Origin of the sequence: Fusobacterium ulcerans ATCC 49185 (assembly GCF_900683735.1) — a bacterium.
In the GTDB taxonomy this organism is placed as follows: domain Bacteria; phylum Fusobacteriota; class Fusobacteriia; order Fusobacteriales; family Fusobacteriaceae; genus Fusobacterium_A; species Fusobacterium_A ulcerans_A.
The window spans coordinates 3,537,513-3,555,107 of sequence record NZ_LR215979.1; the positions used below are offsets into that span (position 1 = coordinate 3,537,513).

Annotated in this window: 11 protein-coding genes, 3 tRNA genes, 3 rRNA genes and 1 pseudogene; all 18 read left to right on the forward strand. The window is 35.8% G+C overall.

The features are described from left to right. Positions 1–3 precede the first annotated feature (3 nt). The 18 genes and pseudogenes from E0E45_RS16055 to E0E45_RS16135 all read left to right on the forward strand — a co-directional run bounded on the left by E0E45_RS16055 (position 4) and on the right by E0E45_RS16135 (position 17,261). On the forward strand, positions 4–1,356 hold the full coding sequence (locus tag E0E45_RS16055) for a Na+/H+ antiporter NhaC family protein (protein ID WP_130892068.1): 1,353 nt from the start codon (positions 4–6) through the stop codon (positions 1,354–1,356). Positions 1,357–1,398: 42 nt separating this feature from the next. Beyond that, positions 1,399–2,592, forward strand: a complete 1,194-nt coding sequence (gene megL, locus E0E45_RS16060; RefSeq protein WP_130892069.1) for a methionine gamma-lyase — start codon at positions 1,399–1,401, stop codon at positions 2,590–2,592. Positions 2,593–2,760: 168 nt separating this feature from the next. Next, the gene (locus E0E45_RS16065) at positions 2,761–3,816 is read left to right on the forward strand and encodes a YdcF family protein (RefSeq protein ID WP_130892070.1); all 1,056 of its coding nucleotides are present in this window, start codon (positions 2,761–2,763) and stop codon (positions 3,814–3,816) included. Positions 3,817–4,159: 343 nt separating this feature from the next. Next, positions 4,160–5,380 carry a tyrosine--tRNA ligase gene (tyrS, locus tag E0E45_RS16070; RefSeq protein WP_130892071.1) on the forward strand — a complete coding sequence of 407 codons (1,221 nt, stop codon included), beginning with the start codon at positions 4,160–4,162 and terminating at the stop codon, positions 5,378–5,380. 6 nt (positions 5,381–5,386) lie between these two features. Beyond that, a pseudogene (locus E0E45_RS17970) lies at positions 5,387–5,812 on the forward strand (GNAT family N-acetyltransferase); the annotation flags it as partial. A 72-nt stretch (positions 5,813–5,884) separates the two neighbouring features. Beyond that, positions 5,885–6,526, forward strand: a complete 642-nt coding sequence (gene nth / locus E0E45_RS17975; protein WP_232044169.1) for an endonuclease III — start codon at positions 5,885–5,887, stop codon at positions 6,524–6,526. An 80-nt stretch (positions 6,527–6,606) separates the two neighbouring features. After that, positions 6,607–7,776 carry a cysteine desulfurase NifS gene (gene nifS, locus E0E45_RS16080; RefSeq protein WP_130892073.1) on the forward strand — a complete coding sequence of 390 codons (1,170 nt, stop codon included), beginning with the start codon at positions 6,607–6,609 and terminating at the stop codon, positions 7,774–7,776. Positions 7,777–7,796: 20 nt separating this feature from the next. Next, positions 7,797–8,183 carry a Fe-S cluster assembly scaffold protein NifU gene (gene nifU / locus E0E45_RS16085; RefSeq protein ID WP_005982674.1) on the forward strand — a complete coding sequence of 129 codons (387 nt, stop codon included), beginning with the start codon at positions 7,797–7,799 and terminating at the stop codon, positions 8,181–8,183. A 96-nt stretch (positions 8,184–8,279) separates the two neighbouring features. After that, on the forward strand, positions 8,280–9,416 hold the full coding sequence (locus E0E45_RS16090; protein ID WP_130892075.1) for a D-alanyl-D-alanine carboxypeptidase family protein: 1,137 nt from the start codon (positions 8,280–8,282) through the stop codon (positions 9,414–9,416). A 287-nt stretch (positions 9,417–9,703) separates the two neighbouring features. Next, positions 9,704–11,211: ribosomal RNA gene (locus E0E45_RS16095) — 16S ribosomal RNA — on the forward strand. 93 nt (positions 11,212–11,304) lie between these two features. Further along, positions 11,305–11,381, forward strand: a tRNA-Ile gene (locus E0E45_RS16100). Positions 11,382–11,389: 8 nt separating this feature from the next. Then, positions 11,390–11,465 (forward strand) — tRNA-Ala (locus tag E0E45_RS16105). Between the two features lie 117 nt (positions 11,466–11,582). Beyond that, positions 11,583–14,493, forward strand: a 23S ribosomal RNA gene (locus E0E45_RS16110). Positions 14,494–14,563: 70 nt separating this feature from the next. Continuing rightward, positions 14,564–14,680 (forward strand): 5S ribosomal RNA (gene rrf / locus E0E45_RS16115). Together the 16S, 23S and 5S rRNA genes with 3 tRNA genes alongside form the textbook arrangement of a ribosomal RNA operon. Before the next feature lie 10 nt (positions 14,681–14,690). Then, positions 14,691–14,766: transfer RNA gene (locus E0E45_RS16120), tRNA-Asn, on the forward strand. Positions 14,767–14,804: 38 nt separating this feature from the next. Then, positions 14,805–15,275, forward strand: coding sequence for a Cys-tRNA(Pro) deacylase (gene ybaK / locus E0E45_RS16125; RefSeq protein WP_130892076.1), 471 nt, complete (start codon positions 14,805–14,807; stop codon positions 15,273–15,275). A gap of 54 nt (positions 15,276–15,329) precedes the next feature. Continuing rightward, positions 15,330–15,827 carry a GNAT family N-acetyltransferase gene (locus E0E45_RS16130; RefSeq protein ID WP_130892077.1) on the forward strand — a complete coding sequence of 166 codons (498 nt, stop codon included), beginning with the start codon at positions 15,330–15,332 and terminating at the stop codon, positions 15,825–15,827. Between the two features lie 63 nt (positions 15,828–15,890). After that, positions 15,891–17,261 (forward strand): MATE family efflux transporter, encoded by a 1,371-nt coding sequence (locus E0E45_RS16135; protein ID WP_130892078.1) that lies wholly within the window; start codon positions 15,891–15,893, stop codon positions 17,259–17,261. Positions 17,262–17,595: the final 334 nt, after the last annotated feature.

Sequence of the window (17,595 nt, forward strand, 5' to 3'; positions counted from 1 at the left end):
AAAATGAGTGAAAAAAGTGGAGAAAAAAAATATGGTGCAATAGCATTTTTACCATTATTAGTATTTTTAGTGTTGTACATAGGAAGTGGACTTATATTTACATTTATGGGAGTAGATGGAGCATTTAAAAAATTCCCTAGACACGTTGCTCTTCTTATAGGGATAGCAGTAGCCCTTATTATGAATAAATCAATGAAGCTTGAAAAAAAGATAGATATATTCTCTGAAAATGCAGGAAATGCAGGAGTTATACTTATAGGGTTGATTTACCTATTGGCAGGAGGATTCCAAGGAGCAGCAAAATCTATGGGTGGGGTTGAATCAGTAGTTAACCTTGGACTTACATTTATTCCAGGAGCGGCTCTTGTTCCAGGAGTATTTCTTATATCATGTTTTATTTCAACTGCAATAGGGACATCTATGGGAACAGTTGCAGCTATGGCTCCAATAGCAATAGGTGTAGCTCAGGCAGCAGGACTAAATCTGCCTCTGACATGTGCAGCAGTTATAGGAGGAGCATATTTTGGAGATAATCTTTCAATGATTTCAGATACTACTATTTCAGCAGCAAAAGGTGTAGGATCAGAAATGAAAGATAAATTTAAGATGAACTTTTTTATCGCACTGCCAGCAGCAATAATTGCAGTAATTGGATATTGGGCATTTGGAGGAGCAGGAGTAATAACAGGAGCACATCCATTTTATCTTCTACGTGTAATTCCATATATAGTAGTATTGATAGCAGCTTTAATGGGATTTAATGTAGCAGGAGTTTTATTTATAGGGATAGCAATGACAGGAGTTATAGGGCTTGGAGAAGGAAGTATAAGTTTCCTAGATTGGGTAGGTGCAATTGGTGGTGGAATGGAAGACATGTTCAGTATTACTATTGTAGCTATATTGATTTCTGGACTTATAGGATTAATTAAATATTATGGTGGAGTAGATTGGCTTGTAAATAGTATTGTATCTAGAATTAAGGAACGTAAAGGTGCAGAATATGGAATTGGACTTCTTTCAGGACTTTTATCAGCAGCTTTGGTAAATAATACAATTGCTATAATTATATCAGCTCCTATAGCTAAGGAAATAGGTAAAAATTATGGAATTGCTCCAAAACGTCTTGCCAGCCTTATAGATATATTTGCCTGTGCATTTATTGCATTGACACCTTATGATGGAGGTATGTTGATAGTTACAGGGCTTTCAGATGTATCACCTATGGCAGTATTGAAATACATGTTCTATATGTTTGCCCTAATAATTACAACTTGTATTACTATTCAATTTGGGCTACTGCGTACAAAAGAAGAAAAAGAATTTATTGAAAAAAATCCTAATGGAATAAGAGAATAAAAATTAATATAAGATTATTTTAAATTTTATGGAGGGGGAGCAATGAAAGACTTAAAAAATAAAGGAATAGGAACAATAGCTATTCATGCAGGACAAGGAAAAAATCCATTTGGAGCTTTATCAACTCCAATATATCAAACATCAACATTTGTATTTGATTCTACAGAGCAAGGAGGAGCAAGATTTGCAGGAAAAGAGGAAGGGTATATCTATTCAAGACTTGGAAACCCTACAACAACAGTAGCAGAAGAAAAAATAGCTGCATTAGAGTGTGGAGAGGCAGCAGCAGCAACATCTTCAGGAATGGGAGCTATATCATCTGCACTTTGGACACTGCTGAGAGCAGGGGATCATGTAATAGCTGATAAAATACTGTATGGATGCACCTTCGCATTATTGAGCCATGGAATGACTAGATATGGAGTTGAGGTTGAATTTTTAGATACATCTGACTTAGAAGCAGTAAAAAAAGCTATGAAGAAAAATACGAGAGTAGTATATCTTGAAACACCAGCAAATCCAAATTTAAAAATATCAGATATAGAAGAAATAGCAAAAATAGCTCATACAAATGAATATACAAAGGTAGTAGTGGATAATACATTTGCTTCTCCATATTTACAAAGACCTTTGGAATTAGGAGCAGATTTGGTAGTTCATTCAGCAACTAAATATCTGAATGGACATGGAGATGTAATAGCAGGATTTGTAGTTGGAAACAAAGAGCTTATAACAGAAGTAAAATTATTTGGAATAAAAGATATGACAGGATCAGTATTAGGACCAACAGAAGCACATCTTATAATAAGAGGATTAAAAACTTTTGAAATAAGAATGCAAAGACATTGTGAAAATGCAATGAAAGTTGCTGAATATTTAAATGCACATCCTAAAGTATCAAAAGTATATTATCCAGGACTGGAAGATCATGAAGGATATAAGATAGCTAAAAAACAAATGACAGGGTTTGGGGGAATAATGTCATTTGAACTTAAAGGTGGATTTGAAGCAGGAAAAACATTATTAAATAATGTGGAAATGTGTGCTCTTGCAGTAAGTTTGGGAGATACAGAAACATTGATACAGCATCCAGCATCAATGACACACTCAGCTTATACAAGTGAAGAGTTAAAAGAAGCTGGAATCCCTGAAGGATTAGTAAGGTTGTCAGTAGGATTGGAAAATATAGAGGATATAATAGCTGATTTAGATAAAGCATTGGAAAAAGTAAAATAAGTATAATAAATAACTAAGGAGCAAGAAGAAATTTCTGCTCCTTTTTTTGAAATTTTATAGCATTTTTTTTAAAAGATATGAAATAAAAATTCATATTTTGATTGAAAGAGTTAAAGAACTGTGCTAAAATTAAACTATTAACCAATACTATATTAGGGGGTATTATACATGAATAAATTGAAATTAGTAGCAGGAATTTTAACTGTATTATCCTTAGTAGGATGTACTTCAACAAAAACTTTTGAAGATCAGAAGAAAATAAATGAATATACTCAAACTGGAATATACTACTATTGGAATGGGGGAGATTTACAAAAAGTAGAAAAAGAATTTTTTAAAGGAATAACATTAAAAGGAAAATATGATGTTGTTGAAAATTCTTTCAGAGAAGCAAGTATACTTGACCCTGATAGATTAGACTTGAGATTTGGAATAGCAACAACTCAAGTACTTCAAAGTAAAGTACAAGAAGCTTTAGCTACATATAAAGATATAATAAAAATATATCCTGAAAGTTTTGATGCAAATATTTTGTTAGCTGGGTATAGCAGAGCTTTAGGAGATAATAATACTTACACTAATACAATAGCAGCTATGGAAAAAATTTATCCAGAAATGACTAGGAAATTTGTAGAAAGATTTGACAGAACAGATAATTATATGAATACTGTTCTGAAAGTAAAACCAGAATCTTTAAATTTAAAAAATCATGCTATCGTTATTTTAGGATATGCTTTAGGAGAAAATGGAGTAATGAAAGAGCCATTAATAGGAAGACTGGAACAAGGGCTTGCTATGTCTAAAAAAAATCCTGATGCTGAAATAATAGTAACTGGGGGAGTTCCAAAAGGTGGAGTAACAGAAGCGTATCTTATGAAAAAATGGTTGGTGGAAAAAGGGGTAAATCCAGATAAAGTTCATATTGAAGATCAGGCAAAAGATACAGTAGGAAATGCACTTTATTCAGTAGAGATTATGAAAAAATTAGGAATAGAAAACATGACTTTAATAAGCAGTGCAAGCCATATGAGAAGAGGACTGGCTGTTTTTAAAGAAATGGCTATAAGTGAGGGGTTAAATCTTTCAGTTATGGATAATTTAGTATATTTGGATTATCCAACTTTAGAAGAAGCACAAAAAGTATCTAATAATGAAAAATTAGTTATTTATAGAGATATGATGAGAGCGGCAGGAATGTGGGCTTATCCAGGAATTCAAAGATAAAAATAAAACATAGAGCTTTCAGGAATAACTTGAAAGCTCTTTTTAAAATATGTCTTAAGAATTAAGAATTGAAAAATTAAGAAAAACATGGTAGAATTTAAAGAAATAAAAATACACAGAGGTCTAAAATGTTTAGTAAAAATAATGTATTTATAACATCTTCATACTATTACTGCTACTAGGATTTAGGAAACTAAATCCCTTTTGTCATGCAGTTTGAATAGTAAAGGGAGATGTATTAATAGATAGAAAAGCCTATTGATACAATCAATAGGCTTTTATTTTTCTTTAAAAATAAAGGGCTTTGTGTTAAAATAATATAGAAAAAATAAGGGAGGACGAGATGGAAAACGTATTTGATGTGTTAGTAGGACGTGGATACTTAAAACAATTCACTCATGAAGAAGAAATGAGAGAAATATTAGGGAAAGAGAAAGTTACTTTTTATATAGGGTTTGACCCAACAGCAGACAGCTTACATGTGGGACATTTTATTGCTATGATGTTTATGTCTCATATGCAAAAACATGGACACAGACCAATAGCTCTTCTTGGTGCAGGAACTGCCATGATAGGAGATCCAAGTGGAAGAACTGACATGAGAACAATGATGACAAAAGAAATTATTGCTCATAATGCAGCCTCTATAAAAAAACAAATGGAAAAATTCATAGATTTTTCTGATGGAAAAGCGATACTTGAAAACAATGCAGACTGGTTATTAAAACTTAACTATGTAGATTTTATAAGAGATATAGGAGCACATTTTTCTGTAAATAGAATGCTTGCAGCAGAATGTTTCAAATCAAGAATGGAAGTAGGACTTTCTTTCCTTGAATTTAACTATATGCTTATGCAGGGATATGATTTTCTTGTGTTGAATCAAAAACATGGATGTACTATGCAGTTAGGTGGAGATGACCAATGGTCTAATATGATAGCAGGAGTAGAACTTATCAGAAAAAAAGAACAAAAACAAGCTTTTGCTATGACTTGTACTCTTCTTACTAACAGTGAAGGAAAGAAAATGGGAAAAACAGCTAAAGGAGCTTTATGGCTAGATCCTGAAAAAACATCTCCATATGAATTTTATCAATATTGGAGAAATGTTGATGATGCAGATGTTGAAAAATGTCTTTCATTATTAACATTCATTCCTATGGATGAAGTAAAAAGATTAAGTGCATTAGAAGGTGCAGAAATAAATGAAGCTAAAAAGATACTTGCTTTTGAAGTTACAAAAATGATCCATGGAGAAGAGGAAGCTCTTAAAGCTAAAACAGCAGCAGAAGCTCTATTTGGTGGAGGGCAGGATATGAGTAATGTTCCTTCAGTAGAAATAGAGGAAGCAGCTTTAGGAACTGGATTTGTAGATTTCTTAGTAGAAAAAGGAATATTAAAAACTAAAAGTGAAGGAAGAAGACTAGTTCAGCAGAATGGTATAAATATAGGAGACAGCAAAGTTACAGATTTTGCTATGCCTATAACAAAAGAACTTTTCACAGATGGTGAATTCCTTGTTAAAATAGGAAAGAAAAAATATCATAAAGTAGTTTTAAAATAGTCAAAGGTGAGTTTATTGATTGAGATAATATTGAGAAAAATTATGGATAAGGATATACCTGACATTTATAGGTATATCCATCTGAATTATGTAAAAAAATACTATCCTGATAATGAAAAAGAGCAGTGGGAGGCTCATAGAAGATGGTACAGTTTTGTTATAAATTCACCATCATATCTTTTCTATACTGTAGAAAGTTTGAGCAGGGAGTTTTTAGGAACTGTAAAATTTGAATTAGATGAAGAAGAAGCTGCTATAAGTGTATATCTTATAGAAGATATAAGAGGAAAAGGGTATTCAGAAACTGTTATTCTCAATAGTATCAATGAACTCTGCTTTGAAAAGCCCAATATAAAAAAAATATCAGCATATATATTAGAAGAAAATGAGATATCACAAAAAGTATTTAGTAAGATTGGTTTTAAACGAAAAAAAATAGAAGAATATAATGGGACTGAACATATTTTATTTGAGAAGAAAGTGAAAACTTCAGAGGAAAAAACTATGACTAAGAAAGAAAAAGTAAAAAAAATACTTGAAAAACTTCATGAAAAATTTGGGGATCCTAAATGTGCCTTGGACTTTAAGACACCTTTTGAACTTCTTGTAGCTGTTATTCTTTCAGCTCAATGTACAGATGTAAGAGTAAATATTGTTACAAAAGAGATGTATAAAAAAGTTAATACTCCTGAAGGTTTTGCAGCTCTTCCAGTAGAAAAAATAGAAGAGATGATAAAAAGTACAGGATTTTTTAGAAATAAAGCAAAAAATATAAAATTATGCAGCCAGCAGCTTCTTTCAAAATATAATGGAGAGATACCAAAAGATATGGATGAATTAATAGGACTGGCAGGAGTAGGAAGAAAAACAGCCAATGTAGTAAGAGGTGAAGTATGGGGACTTGCAGATGGAATAACTGTAGATACTCATGTAAAAAGATTGACAAATCTTATTGGATTGGTAAAAAATGATGATCCTGTAAAAATAGAGCAGGAGCTTATGAAAATAGTTCCTAAAAAAGATTGGATTGATTTTTCACACTACCTTATATTACAAGGAAGAGATAAATGTATAGCTAGAAGACCAAAATGCAGTGAATGTGAAATAAAAGAGTTTTGTAATTATGGAAAAAATATAGATAAATAATCATTTTAATTCTTGACAAAATAAATAAGGAATGGTATAACATAGTAGTAATAGAAATGTAATTCAAGGAGACGATAAATATGAGAGTTTATCTAGACAATAATGCAACAACAAAGATGGATAATGAAGTATTTGAAGCAATGGTACCTTATTTAACAGAGTACTATGGAAACGCTTCAAGCTTGCATCTTTTTGGTAAGGAAACAAATAAAGCTATGAATGAATCAAGAGAAACTATCGCAAAATATCTTGGTGCAGAACCTAGTGAAATTATATTCACAGCATCAGGAAGTGAATCTGACAACCTTGCAATTAGAGGAATAGCCAGAGCATATAAAAATAGAGGAAAACATATAATAGCAAGTCCAATAGAGCACCCAGCAATTAAAAATACATTAAAAGATCTTGAAGATGAAGGGTATGAAGTAACAATTCTTCATGTTGATAAAAATGGAATGTTGGATGTAGAGGAACTTAAAAATGCAATAAAAGATGAAACTATCTTAATAACTGTAATGCATGCTAATAATGAAGTTGGAACTTTCCAACCAATAGAAGAAATAGGTAAAATAGCAAAAGAAAATAAAATTATATTCCATGTGGATGCAGTTCAGACAATGGGAAAAGTAGATATAAAACCAAAAGAAATGGGAATAGATCTTCTTTCTTTTTCTGCACATAAATTCTATGGACCTAAAGGAGTAGCAGCTCTTTATTGGAGAAATGGAGTAAGATTTGGTAAAGTTCTTACAGGTGGAGGTCAAGAAGGAAAAAGAAGACCAGGAACTTCAAATGTTCCAGGAATGGTTGGAATGGCTAAGGCACTAGAAATAGCTTACAGAGATATGGCAGAAGAATTCAAAAAAGAAGAAGAATTAAGAGATTATTTTGAAAGTGAAGTATTGAAGAGAATACCTGAGGTTGTAATAAATGCTAAAGAAGCAAAAAGACTTCCAGGAACTTCAAGTATAACATTTAAATATCTTGAAGGAGAATCAATTCTTCTTAGTTTAAGTTATAAAGGGATAGCAGTAAGTTCAGGATCAGCTTGTTCATCAGATGATTTACAGGCTTCTCATGTATTGTTGGCAATGGGAATTGAACCTGAGTTTGCACATGGGACTATTAGATTTGGTTTAGGAAAATATAATACAAAGGAAGAAATAGATTATACATTGGATGTTCTGGTAGAAGTGATCGAAAAATTAAGAGCGATCTCTCCTCTTTGGAATGAATTTAAAAATAAATAATGTAAATAAGGAGTATGAAAATGCAATATACAGAAAAAGTAATGGAACATTTTATGAATCCGCATAATGTTGGAGTTATAGAGAATCCATCTGGATATGGAAAAGTAGGAAATCCTTCATGTGGGGATATAATGGAAATATTTATTAAAGTAGAAGACAATATAATAACTGATGTTAAGTTTAGAACTTTTGGGTGTGCTTCAGCAATAGCTAGCTCTTCAGTATCTACAGAACTTATTATGGGAAAAACTGTTGATGAAGCTTTAGCTCTTACAAATAAAAAAGTAGTAGAGGCATTAGGTGGACTTCCACCAGTGAAAATGCATTGTTCTGTACTTGCAGAGGAAGCTATTAAATTAGCTATTGAAGATTACCTTTCTAAAAAAGATAAAAAAGAAGAAAAATAAAAATAGCTCATTGAAAAATTAATTTTTAATATAAGCTTCTGTAAATTTGTGATATAATTTTACAGAAGCTTATTTTTATACAACAGGAGATGCGTAATGAAGAAAATTATAAATGTATTGTTATTAACTATTATACTTGCTAGTTCTACAGTTTTTGCTAAAGAAGCAGAAAATGAAGTTACAGTGAAAGAGGAAAAACCTTCATATAAAGCAATACTTTTAGGAGATGAAAAAGGAAAAATATATTATTCAGAAAACATAGATGAAAAATACCCTTTGGCTTCTCTTACAAAAATGATGACTTTAATGGTAACTTTTGACCACCTGGAAAAAGGCAGCATAAGAATGAAAGATAAAATTAAAATCAGTAAGAAATCAGCTCAAATCGGAGGGAGCAGAATCCCTATGAAAGAAGGAGATGTTTTCACACTTGAAGATTTAATTAAAGCAACGGCTATATACTCAGCTAATAATGCAGCCTATGCAATAGCTGAATATATAGGAAAAGGGGATGTAGATAAATTTGTAAAAATGATGAATAAAAAATCAACAGACTTAGGATTAGAGAAGGAACTGGAGTTTTATACACCAGCAGGTCTTCCAAGTGATATGACTAAAAAAGGAATGGATGCTGGAACAACAAGAGGAATATATAAATTATCTCTTGAAGCTGCTAAATATAGTAAATATATGGAAATAGCTTCTATAAAAGAAACTACTATACATGATGGGAAGCTGAAAATAAAAAATAGAAATCTTTTATTAGGTGAAGAAGGGATATATGGAATAAAAACAGGACATCATTCTAAAGTAGGATATAATATTTCTGTATTAAGTGATAAGGAAGGTATGCAAATATTTACAGTTGTTGTGGGAGGGGCTACTTATAAAAAGAGGGATGAGAGTGTTTTAAATCAAATGGAAGAATTTTATGAGCATTATCAGTTCAGAAAACTTACTGATGAAAACATTTCTATAGCTAAAGTACCTGTATTTAGTGGAGAAAAGGAATATGCTGATTTATATCCTGATAAAAACTTTACAGATATTTTAAATAAAGACAGTGATATAAAAATATCTATAAAGAGAAATAAAGGAGCAATTGCTCCAGTAGAAGCAGGAAAGGTTTTAGGAGAATATAAAGTTGTAGTAGATGGTAACATTGTTGAATCTGGAAATCTTGTGACAAAAGAAGAAGTGAAATTAAGTATATCTTTAAAAAATATATTTTAAAAATATAAAGAAACCTTGGGGAAAAGATTTGATGTTAAAATTTAAGAAAAGCTAGTAATATAAAAGATAAATTAAAGACTTTAATAAATAAATAATTTTTTTTGAAAAAAAGTAAAAAAAATATTGACGAAACCTAAAAACTATGATATTATAATCAATGTACCGCAGGAAAGCGGGAAGCAAAAAGCAATAAAAAAGGACATTAACAACAGAATAGAGAGAGAAGAAAAAATCAACAAACAATAAATAGGTGTAAACAATCAGTTAAAAAAACTGAGTAAATAGATTGAACGAAGAGTTTGATCCTGGCTCAGGATGAACGCTGACAGAATGCTTAACACATGCAAGTCTACTTGATCCTTCGGGTGAAGGTGGCGGACGGGTGAGTAACGCGTAAAGAACTTGCCTTACAGACTGGGACAACATTTGGAAACGAATGCTAATACCGGATATTATGATTGGGTCGCATGATCTGGTTATGAAAGCTATATGCGCTGTGAGAGAGCTTTGCGTCCCATTAGTTAGTTGGTGAGGTAACGGCTCACCAAGACGATGATGGGTAGCCGGCCTGAGAGGGTGAACGGCCACAAGGGGACTGAGACACGGCCCTTACTCCTACGGGAGGCAGCAGTGGGGAATATTGGACAATGGACCAAAAGTCTGATCCAGCAATTCTGTGTGCACGAAGAAGTTTTTCGGAATGTAAAGTGCTTTCAGTTGGGAAGAAGTCAGTGACGGTACCAACAGAAGAAGCGACGGCTAAATACGTGCCAGCAGCCGCGGTAATACGTATGTCGCAAGCGTTATCCGGATTTATTGGGCGTAAAGCGCGTCTAGGCGGCTTAGTAAGTCTGATGTGAAAATGCGGGGCTCAACCCCGTATTGCGTTGGAAACTGCTAAACTAGAGTACTGGAGAGGTAGGCGGAACTACAAGTGTAGAGGTGAAATTCGTAGATATTTGTAGGAATGCCGATGGGGAAGCCAGCCTACTGGACAGATACTGACGCTAAAGCGCGAAAGCGTGGGTAGCAAACAGGATTAGATACCCTGGTAGTCCACGCCGTAAACGATGATTACTAGGTGTTGGGGGTCGAACCTCAGCGCCCAAGCTAACGCGATAAGTAATCCGCCTGGGGAGTACGTACGCAAGTATGAAACTCAAAGGAATTGACGGGGACCCGCACAAGCGGTGGAGCATGTGGTTTAATTCGACGCAACGCGAGGAACCTTACCAGCGTTTGACATCCCAAGAAGTTAACAGAGATGTTTTCGTGCCTCTTCGGAGGAACTTGGTGACAGGTGGTGCATGGCTGTCGTCAGCTCGTGTCGTGAGATGTTGGGTTAAGTCCCGCAACGAGCGCAACCCCTTTCGTATGTTACCATCATTAAGTTGGGGACTCATGCGAGACTGCCTGCGATGAGCAGGAGGAAGGTGGGGATGACGTCAAGTCATCATGCCCCTTATACGCTGGGCTACACACGTGCTACAATGGGTAGTACAGAGAGCTGCAAACCTGCGAGGGTAAGCTAATCTCATAAAACTATTCTTAGTTCGGATTGTACTCTGCAACTCGAGTACATGAAGTTGGAATCGCTAGTAATCGCAAATCAGCTATGTTGCGGTGAATACGTTCTCGGGTCTTGTACACACCGCCCGTCACACCACGAGAGTTGGTTGCACCTGAAGTAACAGGCCTAACCGTAAGGAGGGATGTTCCGAGGGTGTGATTAGCGATTGGGGTGAAGTCGTAACAAGGTATCCGTACGGGAACGTGCGGATGGATCACCTCCTTTCTAAGGAGATCATTTCTCTTTCTCTATTCTATTGATGGTGTTCTTGTGATAACGGCAGTTATCATCTAAAAATAGAACAGTATCTTTATGAATGCGTTTGTAGCTCAGCTGGTTAGAGCACACGCCTGATAAGCGTGAGGTCGGTGGTTCGAGTCCACTCAAACGCACCATATGGTATGGGGATATAGCTCAGTTGGGAGAGCGACGCACTTGCACTGCGTAGGTCAGCGGTTCGATCCCGCTTATCTCCACCAAATTTTTTTTCGATTTTTTTATGGACATTGGAAACTATATAGTAGATAAAATACAATTTTAACTCTTGTTTATATAAACAGAGTTAGCTGTCAATCAAATTAAACAAAAACAAAATAGGTTAAAATAATTAAGGGCACACAGGGAATGCCTAGGTAGTAAGAGCCGATGAAGGACGTGGTAAGCTGCGATAAGCTTGGGTTAGCTGCAAACGAGCGCCAACCCCAAGATTTCCGAATGGAGCAATCTGCTAAGATGGAGTCTTAGCACGAAAGAGGGTACCGAGTGAACTGAAACATCTAAGTAACTCGAGGAAAAGAAAGTAAAAACGATTCCCCAAGTAGCGGCGAGCGAACGGGGATGAGCCTAAACCATATAAGTGTCAAGGATACAGCCGTTGCTTATATGGGGTTGTGGGAAGAACGTTTGAAGAACTGTAAGATATTCAACATATCTAATGACCGAACTGGAACTAGTTGGAAAGCTAGATCGTAGAAGGTGATAATCCTGTACAGGTAAACTCATTAGAATGTATGTTCTCTCCCAAGTAACATGGAACACGAGGAATTCTGTGTGAATCTGCGAGGACCATATCTCGTAAGGCTAAATACTCTTACTAACCGATAGCGTATAGTACCGTGAGGGAAAGGTGAAAAGAACCCCGGGAGGGGAGTGAAATAGAACCTGAAACTGTGTGCTTACAAGCGGTCAGAGCTCTTCGGAGTGATGGCGTGCCTTTTGGAGAATGATCCTGCGAGTTACGTTCAGTGGCGAGGTTAAGTATAACGGAGCCGAAGGGAAACCGAGTCTGAATAGGGCGACATAGTCGCTGGGCGTAGACGCGAAACCTGGTGATCTAAGCCTGTCCAGGGTGAAGCTGTGGTAAGACACAGTGGAGGCCCGAACTCACCGCCGTTGAAAAGTTGGGAGATGAGGTAGGTTTAGGGGTGAAAAGCCAATCGAACTAGGAGATAGCTCGTTCTCTCCGAAATGCATTTAGGTGCAGCCTTGAGTGTTTAATTATGGGGGTAGAGCACTGAATGAACTAGGGGGCATATTGCTTACTGAATTCAATCAAACTCCGAATACCATAATTCAAAGCTCAGGAGTGAGACTATGGGAATTAACTTCCATTGTCAAAAGGGAAACAACCCAGACCACCAGCTAAGGTCCCTAATTATAACTAAGTGGGAAAGGAGGTGGAGATTCACAAACAACCAGGAGGTTGGCTTAGAAGCAGCCATACCTTTAAAGAGTGCGTAATAGCTCACTGGTCGAGAGTCTCTGCGCCGACAATGTAACGGGGCTAAGTTATAAACCGAAGCTGTGGAATTGCGCAAGCAATTGGTAGGAGAGCGTTCTGTAGGCCGTTGAAGGAGAAGCGTAAGCAACTCTGGAGGTATCAGAAGTGAGAATGCAGGAATAAGTAGCGAGAAAGGGGGCGAGAATCCCCCTCGCCGGAAGACCAAGGTTTTCAGGGTAAAGCTTGTCTTCCCTGAGTAAGCCGGGACCTAAGCCGAGGCTAAAATGCGTAGGCGAATGGAAAACAGATTAATATTTCTGTGCCAGTTATATTTTGTGATGGAGGGACGCAGAAGGGTATGTGCGCGGGAGAACGGAAGTTCCCGTAAAAGCATGTAGAGTGGTCTAGTAGGAAAATCCGCTAGATTAGACTTGAGGTGTGATATATAGTCGTAAGATGAATGCACAAATCCCACGCTGCCGAGAAAAGCTTCTAACGTTAAGGTATAACTGCCCGTACCCGAAACCGACACAGGTGGTCAGGATGAGAAATCTAAGGCGGACAGGCTAACTCTCGTTAAGGAACTCTGCAAAATTGCCCCGTAACTTTGGGAGAAGGGGTGCCCCTGGATGTTAGTAATTACGCATTATGAAGCATTTGGGGGTCGCAGTGAAGAGGCTCAAGCAACTGTTTAACAAAAACACAGGTCTATGCTAAGCTGTAAGGCGATGTATATGGGCTGACACCTGCCCAGTGCCGGAAGGTTAAGAGGAGGAGTGAGAGCTCCGAATTGAAGCCCCGGTGAACGGCGGCCGTAACTATAACGGTCCTAAGGTAGCGAAATTCCTTGTCGGGTAAGTTCCGACCTGCACGAATGGTGTAATGATTTGAGCGCTGTCTTGACGGGAGGCCTGGTGAAATTGTACTACCGGTGAAGATACCGGTTACCTACAGTAGGACGGAAAGACCCCATGGAGCTTTACTGTAGCTTGGTATTGGGTTTTGGCATTGCATGTATAGGATAGTTGGGAAACTATGAAGATATGGCGCTAGCTGTATTGGAGTTGTCGGTGGAATACCAACCATTCAATGTCGAAATTCTAATCTGTGGTTTGCAGCCACGGAAACAGTGCTAGGTGGGCAGTTTGACTGGGGCGGTCGCCTCCGAAAGAGTAACGGAGGCGTTCAAAGGTTCTCTCAGGTTGGATGGAAATCAACCGCAGAGTGCAATGGCATAAGAGAGCTTAACTGCGAGACTGACGGGTCGAGCAGGTGCGAAAGCAGGACATAGTGATCCGGCGATTCCGAATGGAAGGGTCGTCGCTCAACGGATAAAAGCTACCCTGGGGATAACAGGCTGATTTTGCCCGAGAGTCCATATCGACGGCAAAGTTTGGCACCTCGATGTCGGCTCATCGCATCCTGGGGCTGGAGAAGGTCCCAAGGGTTGGGCTGTTCGCCCATTAAAGCGGTACGTGAGCTGGGTTCAGAACGTCGTGAGACAGTTCGGTCCCTATCCACTGTAGGCGTTAGAATATTGAGAAGATCTGTCCTTAGTACGAGAGGACCGGGATGGACAAACCTCTGATGTACCAGTTGTCACGCCAGTGGCACAGCTGGGTAGTCACGTTTGGAACGGATAACCGCTGAAAGCATCTAAGCGGGAAACCAGCTTCAAGATAAGTATTCTTTAAGACTCCTTCGAGACTAGAAGGTTGATAGGTTGGGGGTGTAAGAGCTGCGAGGCTTTTAGCTGACCAATACTAATAAGTCAAAGTTTTAACCTAAAGATTGAAAGCGCGAAAGCGTATGCTACTATATAGTTTCAAGTGTCTATTAGAAAAAATAAAGACACAGCTTGGTAAGAATAGCTGCGGGGGTACACCTGGTCCCATTCCGAACCCAGAAGTTAAGCCCGTAAACGCTGAAAGTACTTGGAGGGAAGCCTCCCGGGAGGATAGGAACTTGCCAAGCTCAAATGAGTGCTTCCTTAGCTCAGTCGGTAGAGCATGCGGCTGTTAACCGCAGTGTCAATGGTTCAAGTCCATTAGGAAGCGCCATTTTTTTATTTTTTGGAAAATTTTTTCTGGAGGTCATTATGAAGAAAACTAATGCAATGAGAGAACTGGATAAAAATAAAATAAAATATGAATATGTAGAATATGAAGTAGATGAGAATGATCTAAGTGCAATATCTGTATCAATAAAAACAGGGCAGGATATAACAAAGATATTTAAGACTTTAATACTTTTAAATGAAAAAAGAGAAATGCTGGTAGCCTGTATTCCTGGAAGTGATAATATTGATTTAAAAAAATTAGCAAAACTATCTGGAGATAAAAAAGTAGAAATGTTAGAAATGAAAGAACTTTTTAATATGACTGGATACATTAGAGGGGGATGTTCACCTGTTGGGATAAAGAAAAAACATAAAGCATTTATACATCAGTCAGCTGCAACAAAGGATACAATATTTGTAAGTGGTGGAATGAGAGGAATTCAGATTATAATATCACCAAAAGATTTAATAAAATATTTGAATATGACAGTTGGAGATATAATAGTTTAGAAATTTTTGTTTTTATATGATAAAATTCTATTATAAAGATCAAAGGGGGATTATATGGAATATTTTATCAGAGAAATGGAAGATAAAGATTGGGAAGATGTACTGAAAATATATAAACAGGGAATAGAATCAGGAATATCTACATTCAGAAAAGATTTACCTGATAAGAAATCATGGGAAAGTTCACATTTGAAAGCATGCAGATTTATATTATGTCATAATAGCGGCAGTGTAGTAGGTTGGGCAGCGCTCAGTCCCACATCCAGCAGAATAGACTATTGTGGAGTAACTGAAGTAAGTATATATATTGATAAAGCTCATCAAGGAAAAAAACTTGGTGAATTTCTTTTAAATAAGATAAAAGATGAAGCAGAAAAAAATGGAATCTGGACTTTGCAATCTTCAATATTTCAAGCAAATAAAGCAAGCTTAAAACTCCATAAAAAATGTGGATTCCGTGAAGTAGGTTATAGAGAAAAGATAGCAAAGGATAAAAATGATATTTGGCAGAATACAGTTTTAATGGAATACAGAAGTCAAAATATATATTAAACTATATGTATATGAATAGTAATAAAATTATAAAAACAAAATTTTGGAGTATTGGGGGAGAATATGGCACAAAATGATTTGTTTATAAAGATGACGGAAACAAAAATATCAAAATTAATACCAAGACTGGCTATACCTACTATAATAAGTATGTTAGTAACTTCTATTTATAATATGGCAGATACATTTTTTGTAAGTCAAATAGGAACTTCAGCTTCAGCTGCTGTAGGAATAAATTTTTCTGTAATGGCAATGATACAGGCTATTGGATTTACTTTGGGAATGGGAAGCGGAAATTATATATCGAGAAGCTTGGGAAGGCAGGATAGAGAGGGAGCTCATGAAGCAGCAGCTACAGCTTTTTTTACAGCTCTAATCTTAGGGGCTTTTTTAGCTATTCTAGGATTATTATTTCTGGATAAATTTGTAAGAATGCTCGGAGCTACAGAAACAATTGCTCCTTATGCAAAAGATTATGCTAAATATATTCTTATAGCTACACCTTATATGTGCTGTTCTTTTGTGCTGAATAATATAATACGTTCTCAAGGAAATGCTTTTTATTCAATGATTGGAATAGGAACTGGAGGAATACTTAATATGGTCCTTGATCCAATATTCATATTTGAATTGAATTTAGGAATATCTGGAGCTGCTTTGGCTACCATAATAAGCCAATTTATAAGTTTTTCAATATTGATGTATATGTGTAATAAAAACAAAGAACATGTAACTATAAAATTAAGTAGCTTTAAATTTAGACTCACTATGTATAAAGAGATATTTCGTGCAGGATTTCCAACTCTTTCAAGGCAGGGACTTGCAAGTATGGCAGCTGTTGCATTAAATGTATGTGCTTCCCCTTTTGGAGATGCAGCTATCGCAGCTATGTCAATAGTATCAAGGATAATGATGTTTATTAATTCAAGCTTGATAGGATTTGGACAAGGATTTCAACCAGTATGTGGATTTAATTATGGAGCAAAAAGATATGACAGAGTATTGGAAGCTTATCATTTTTGTTTAAAAGTTGCAGTGATTCTTTTAACTGTTCTAGGAACTGTGTGTTTTATATTTGCTCCAAATATTCTAGCTCTGTTTAGAAAAACAGATCTTGAAGTTATAGAGATAGGTGCTCTTGCGTTGAGATTTCAATGTATGACTCTTCCAATACAGGCATGCATAATAATGGCAAATATGCTAACTCAATCTATTGGATATGGATTCATGGCAACTCTTGTAGCAATGGGAAGGCAAGGAATATTCCTTATTCCAGTATTATTCATATTCCCAAGAGTTGGAGGAATAAGAGGGTTACAACTATGTCAGCCTTTTGCTGATGTATGCACTTTTATATTAGGAACTGTAATAGCATTTAAAGTAGTGAAGGATTTGAAATCTCGTATGGTTAAACAGGAAGAAAAAAAAGAATAATAATAAAAAAGAATAGAAAATATATTGCACCTAAAATTTTAGATAACTAAGATGGAGGGTGTTTTTTTATGCAAAAATTTTATTTAGATTTACCAGTTTTAATATGTTTAGAAATTATATTTTTAAGTTTTTAATATAAAAAGAGGAAGTATAAATACTTCCTCTAAATAATCGTAGTAAAATTATTTTTGTATGCCATTGATTATAATATTATTATACACTATAAAATAAAAAATATCAACTATTTTTTTAGTTATTTCAAAATAATTTTGTATGATGAAATAATTTTTATTAAAATATAAAATTAAGGCATAGATAAATATTTAATAAATTT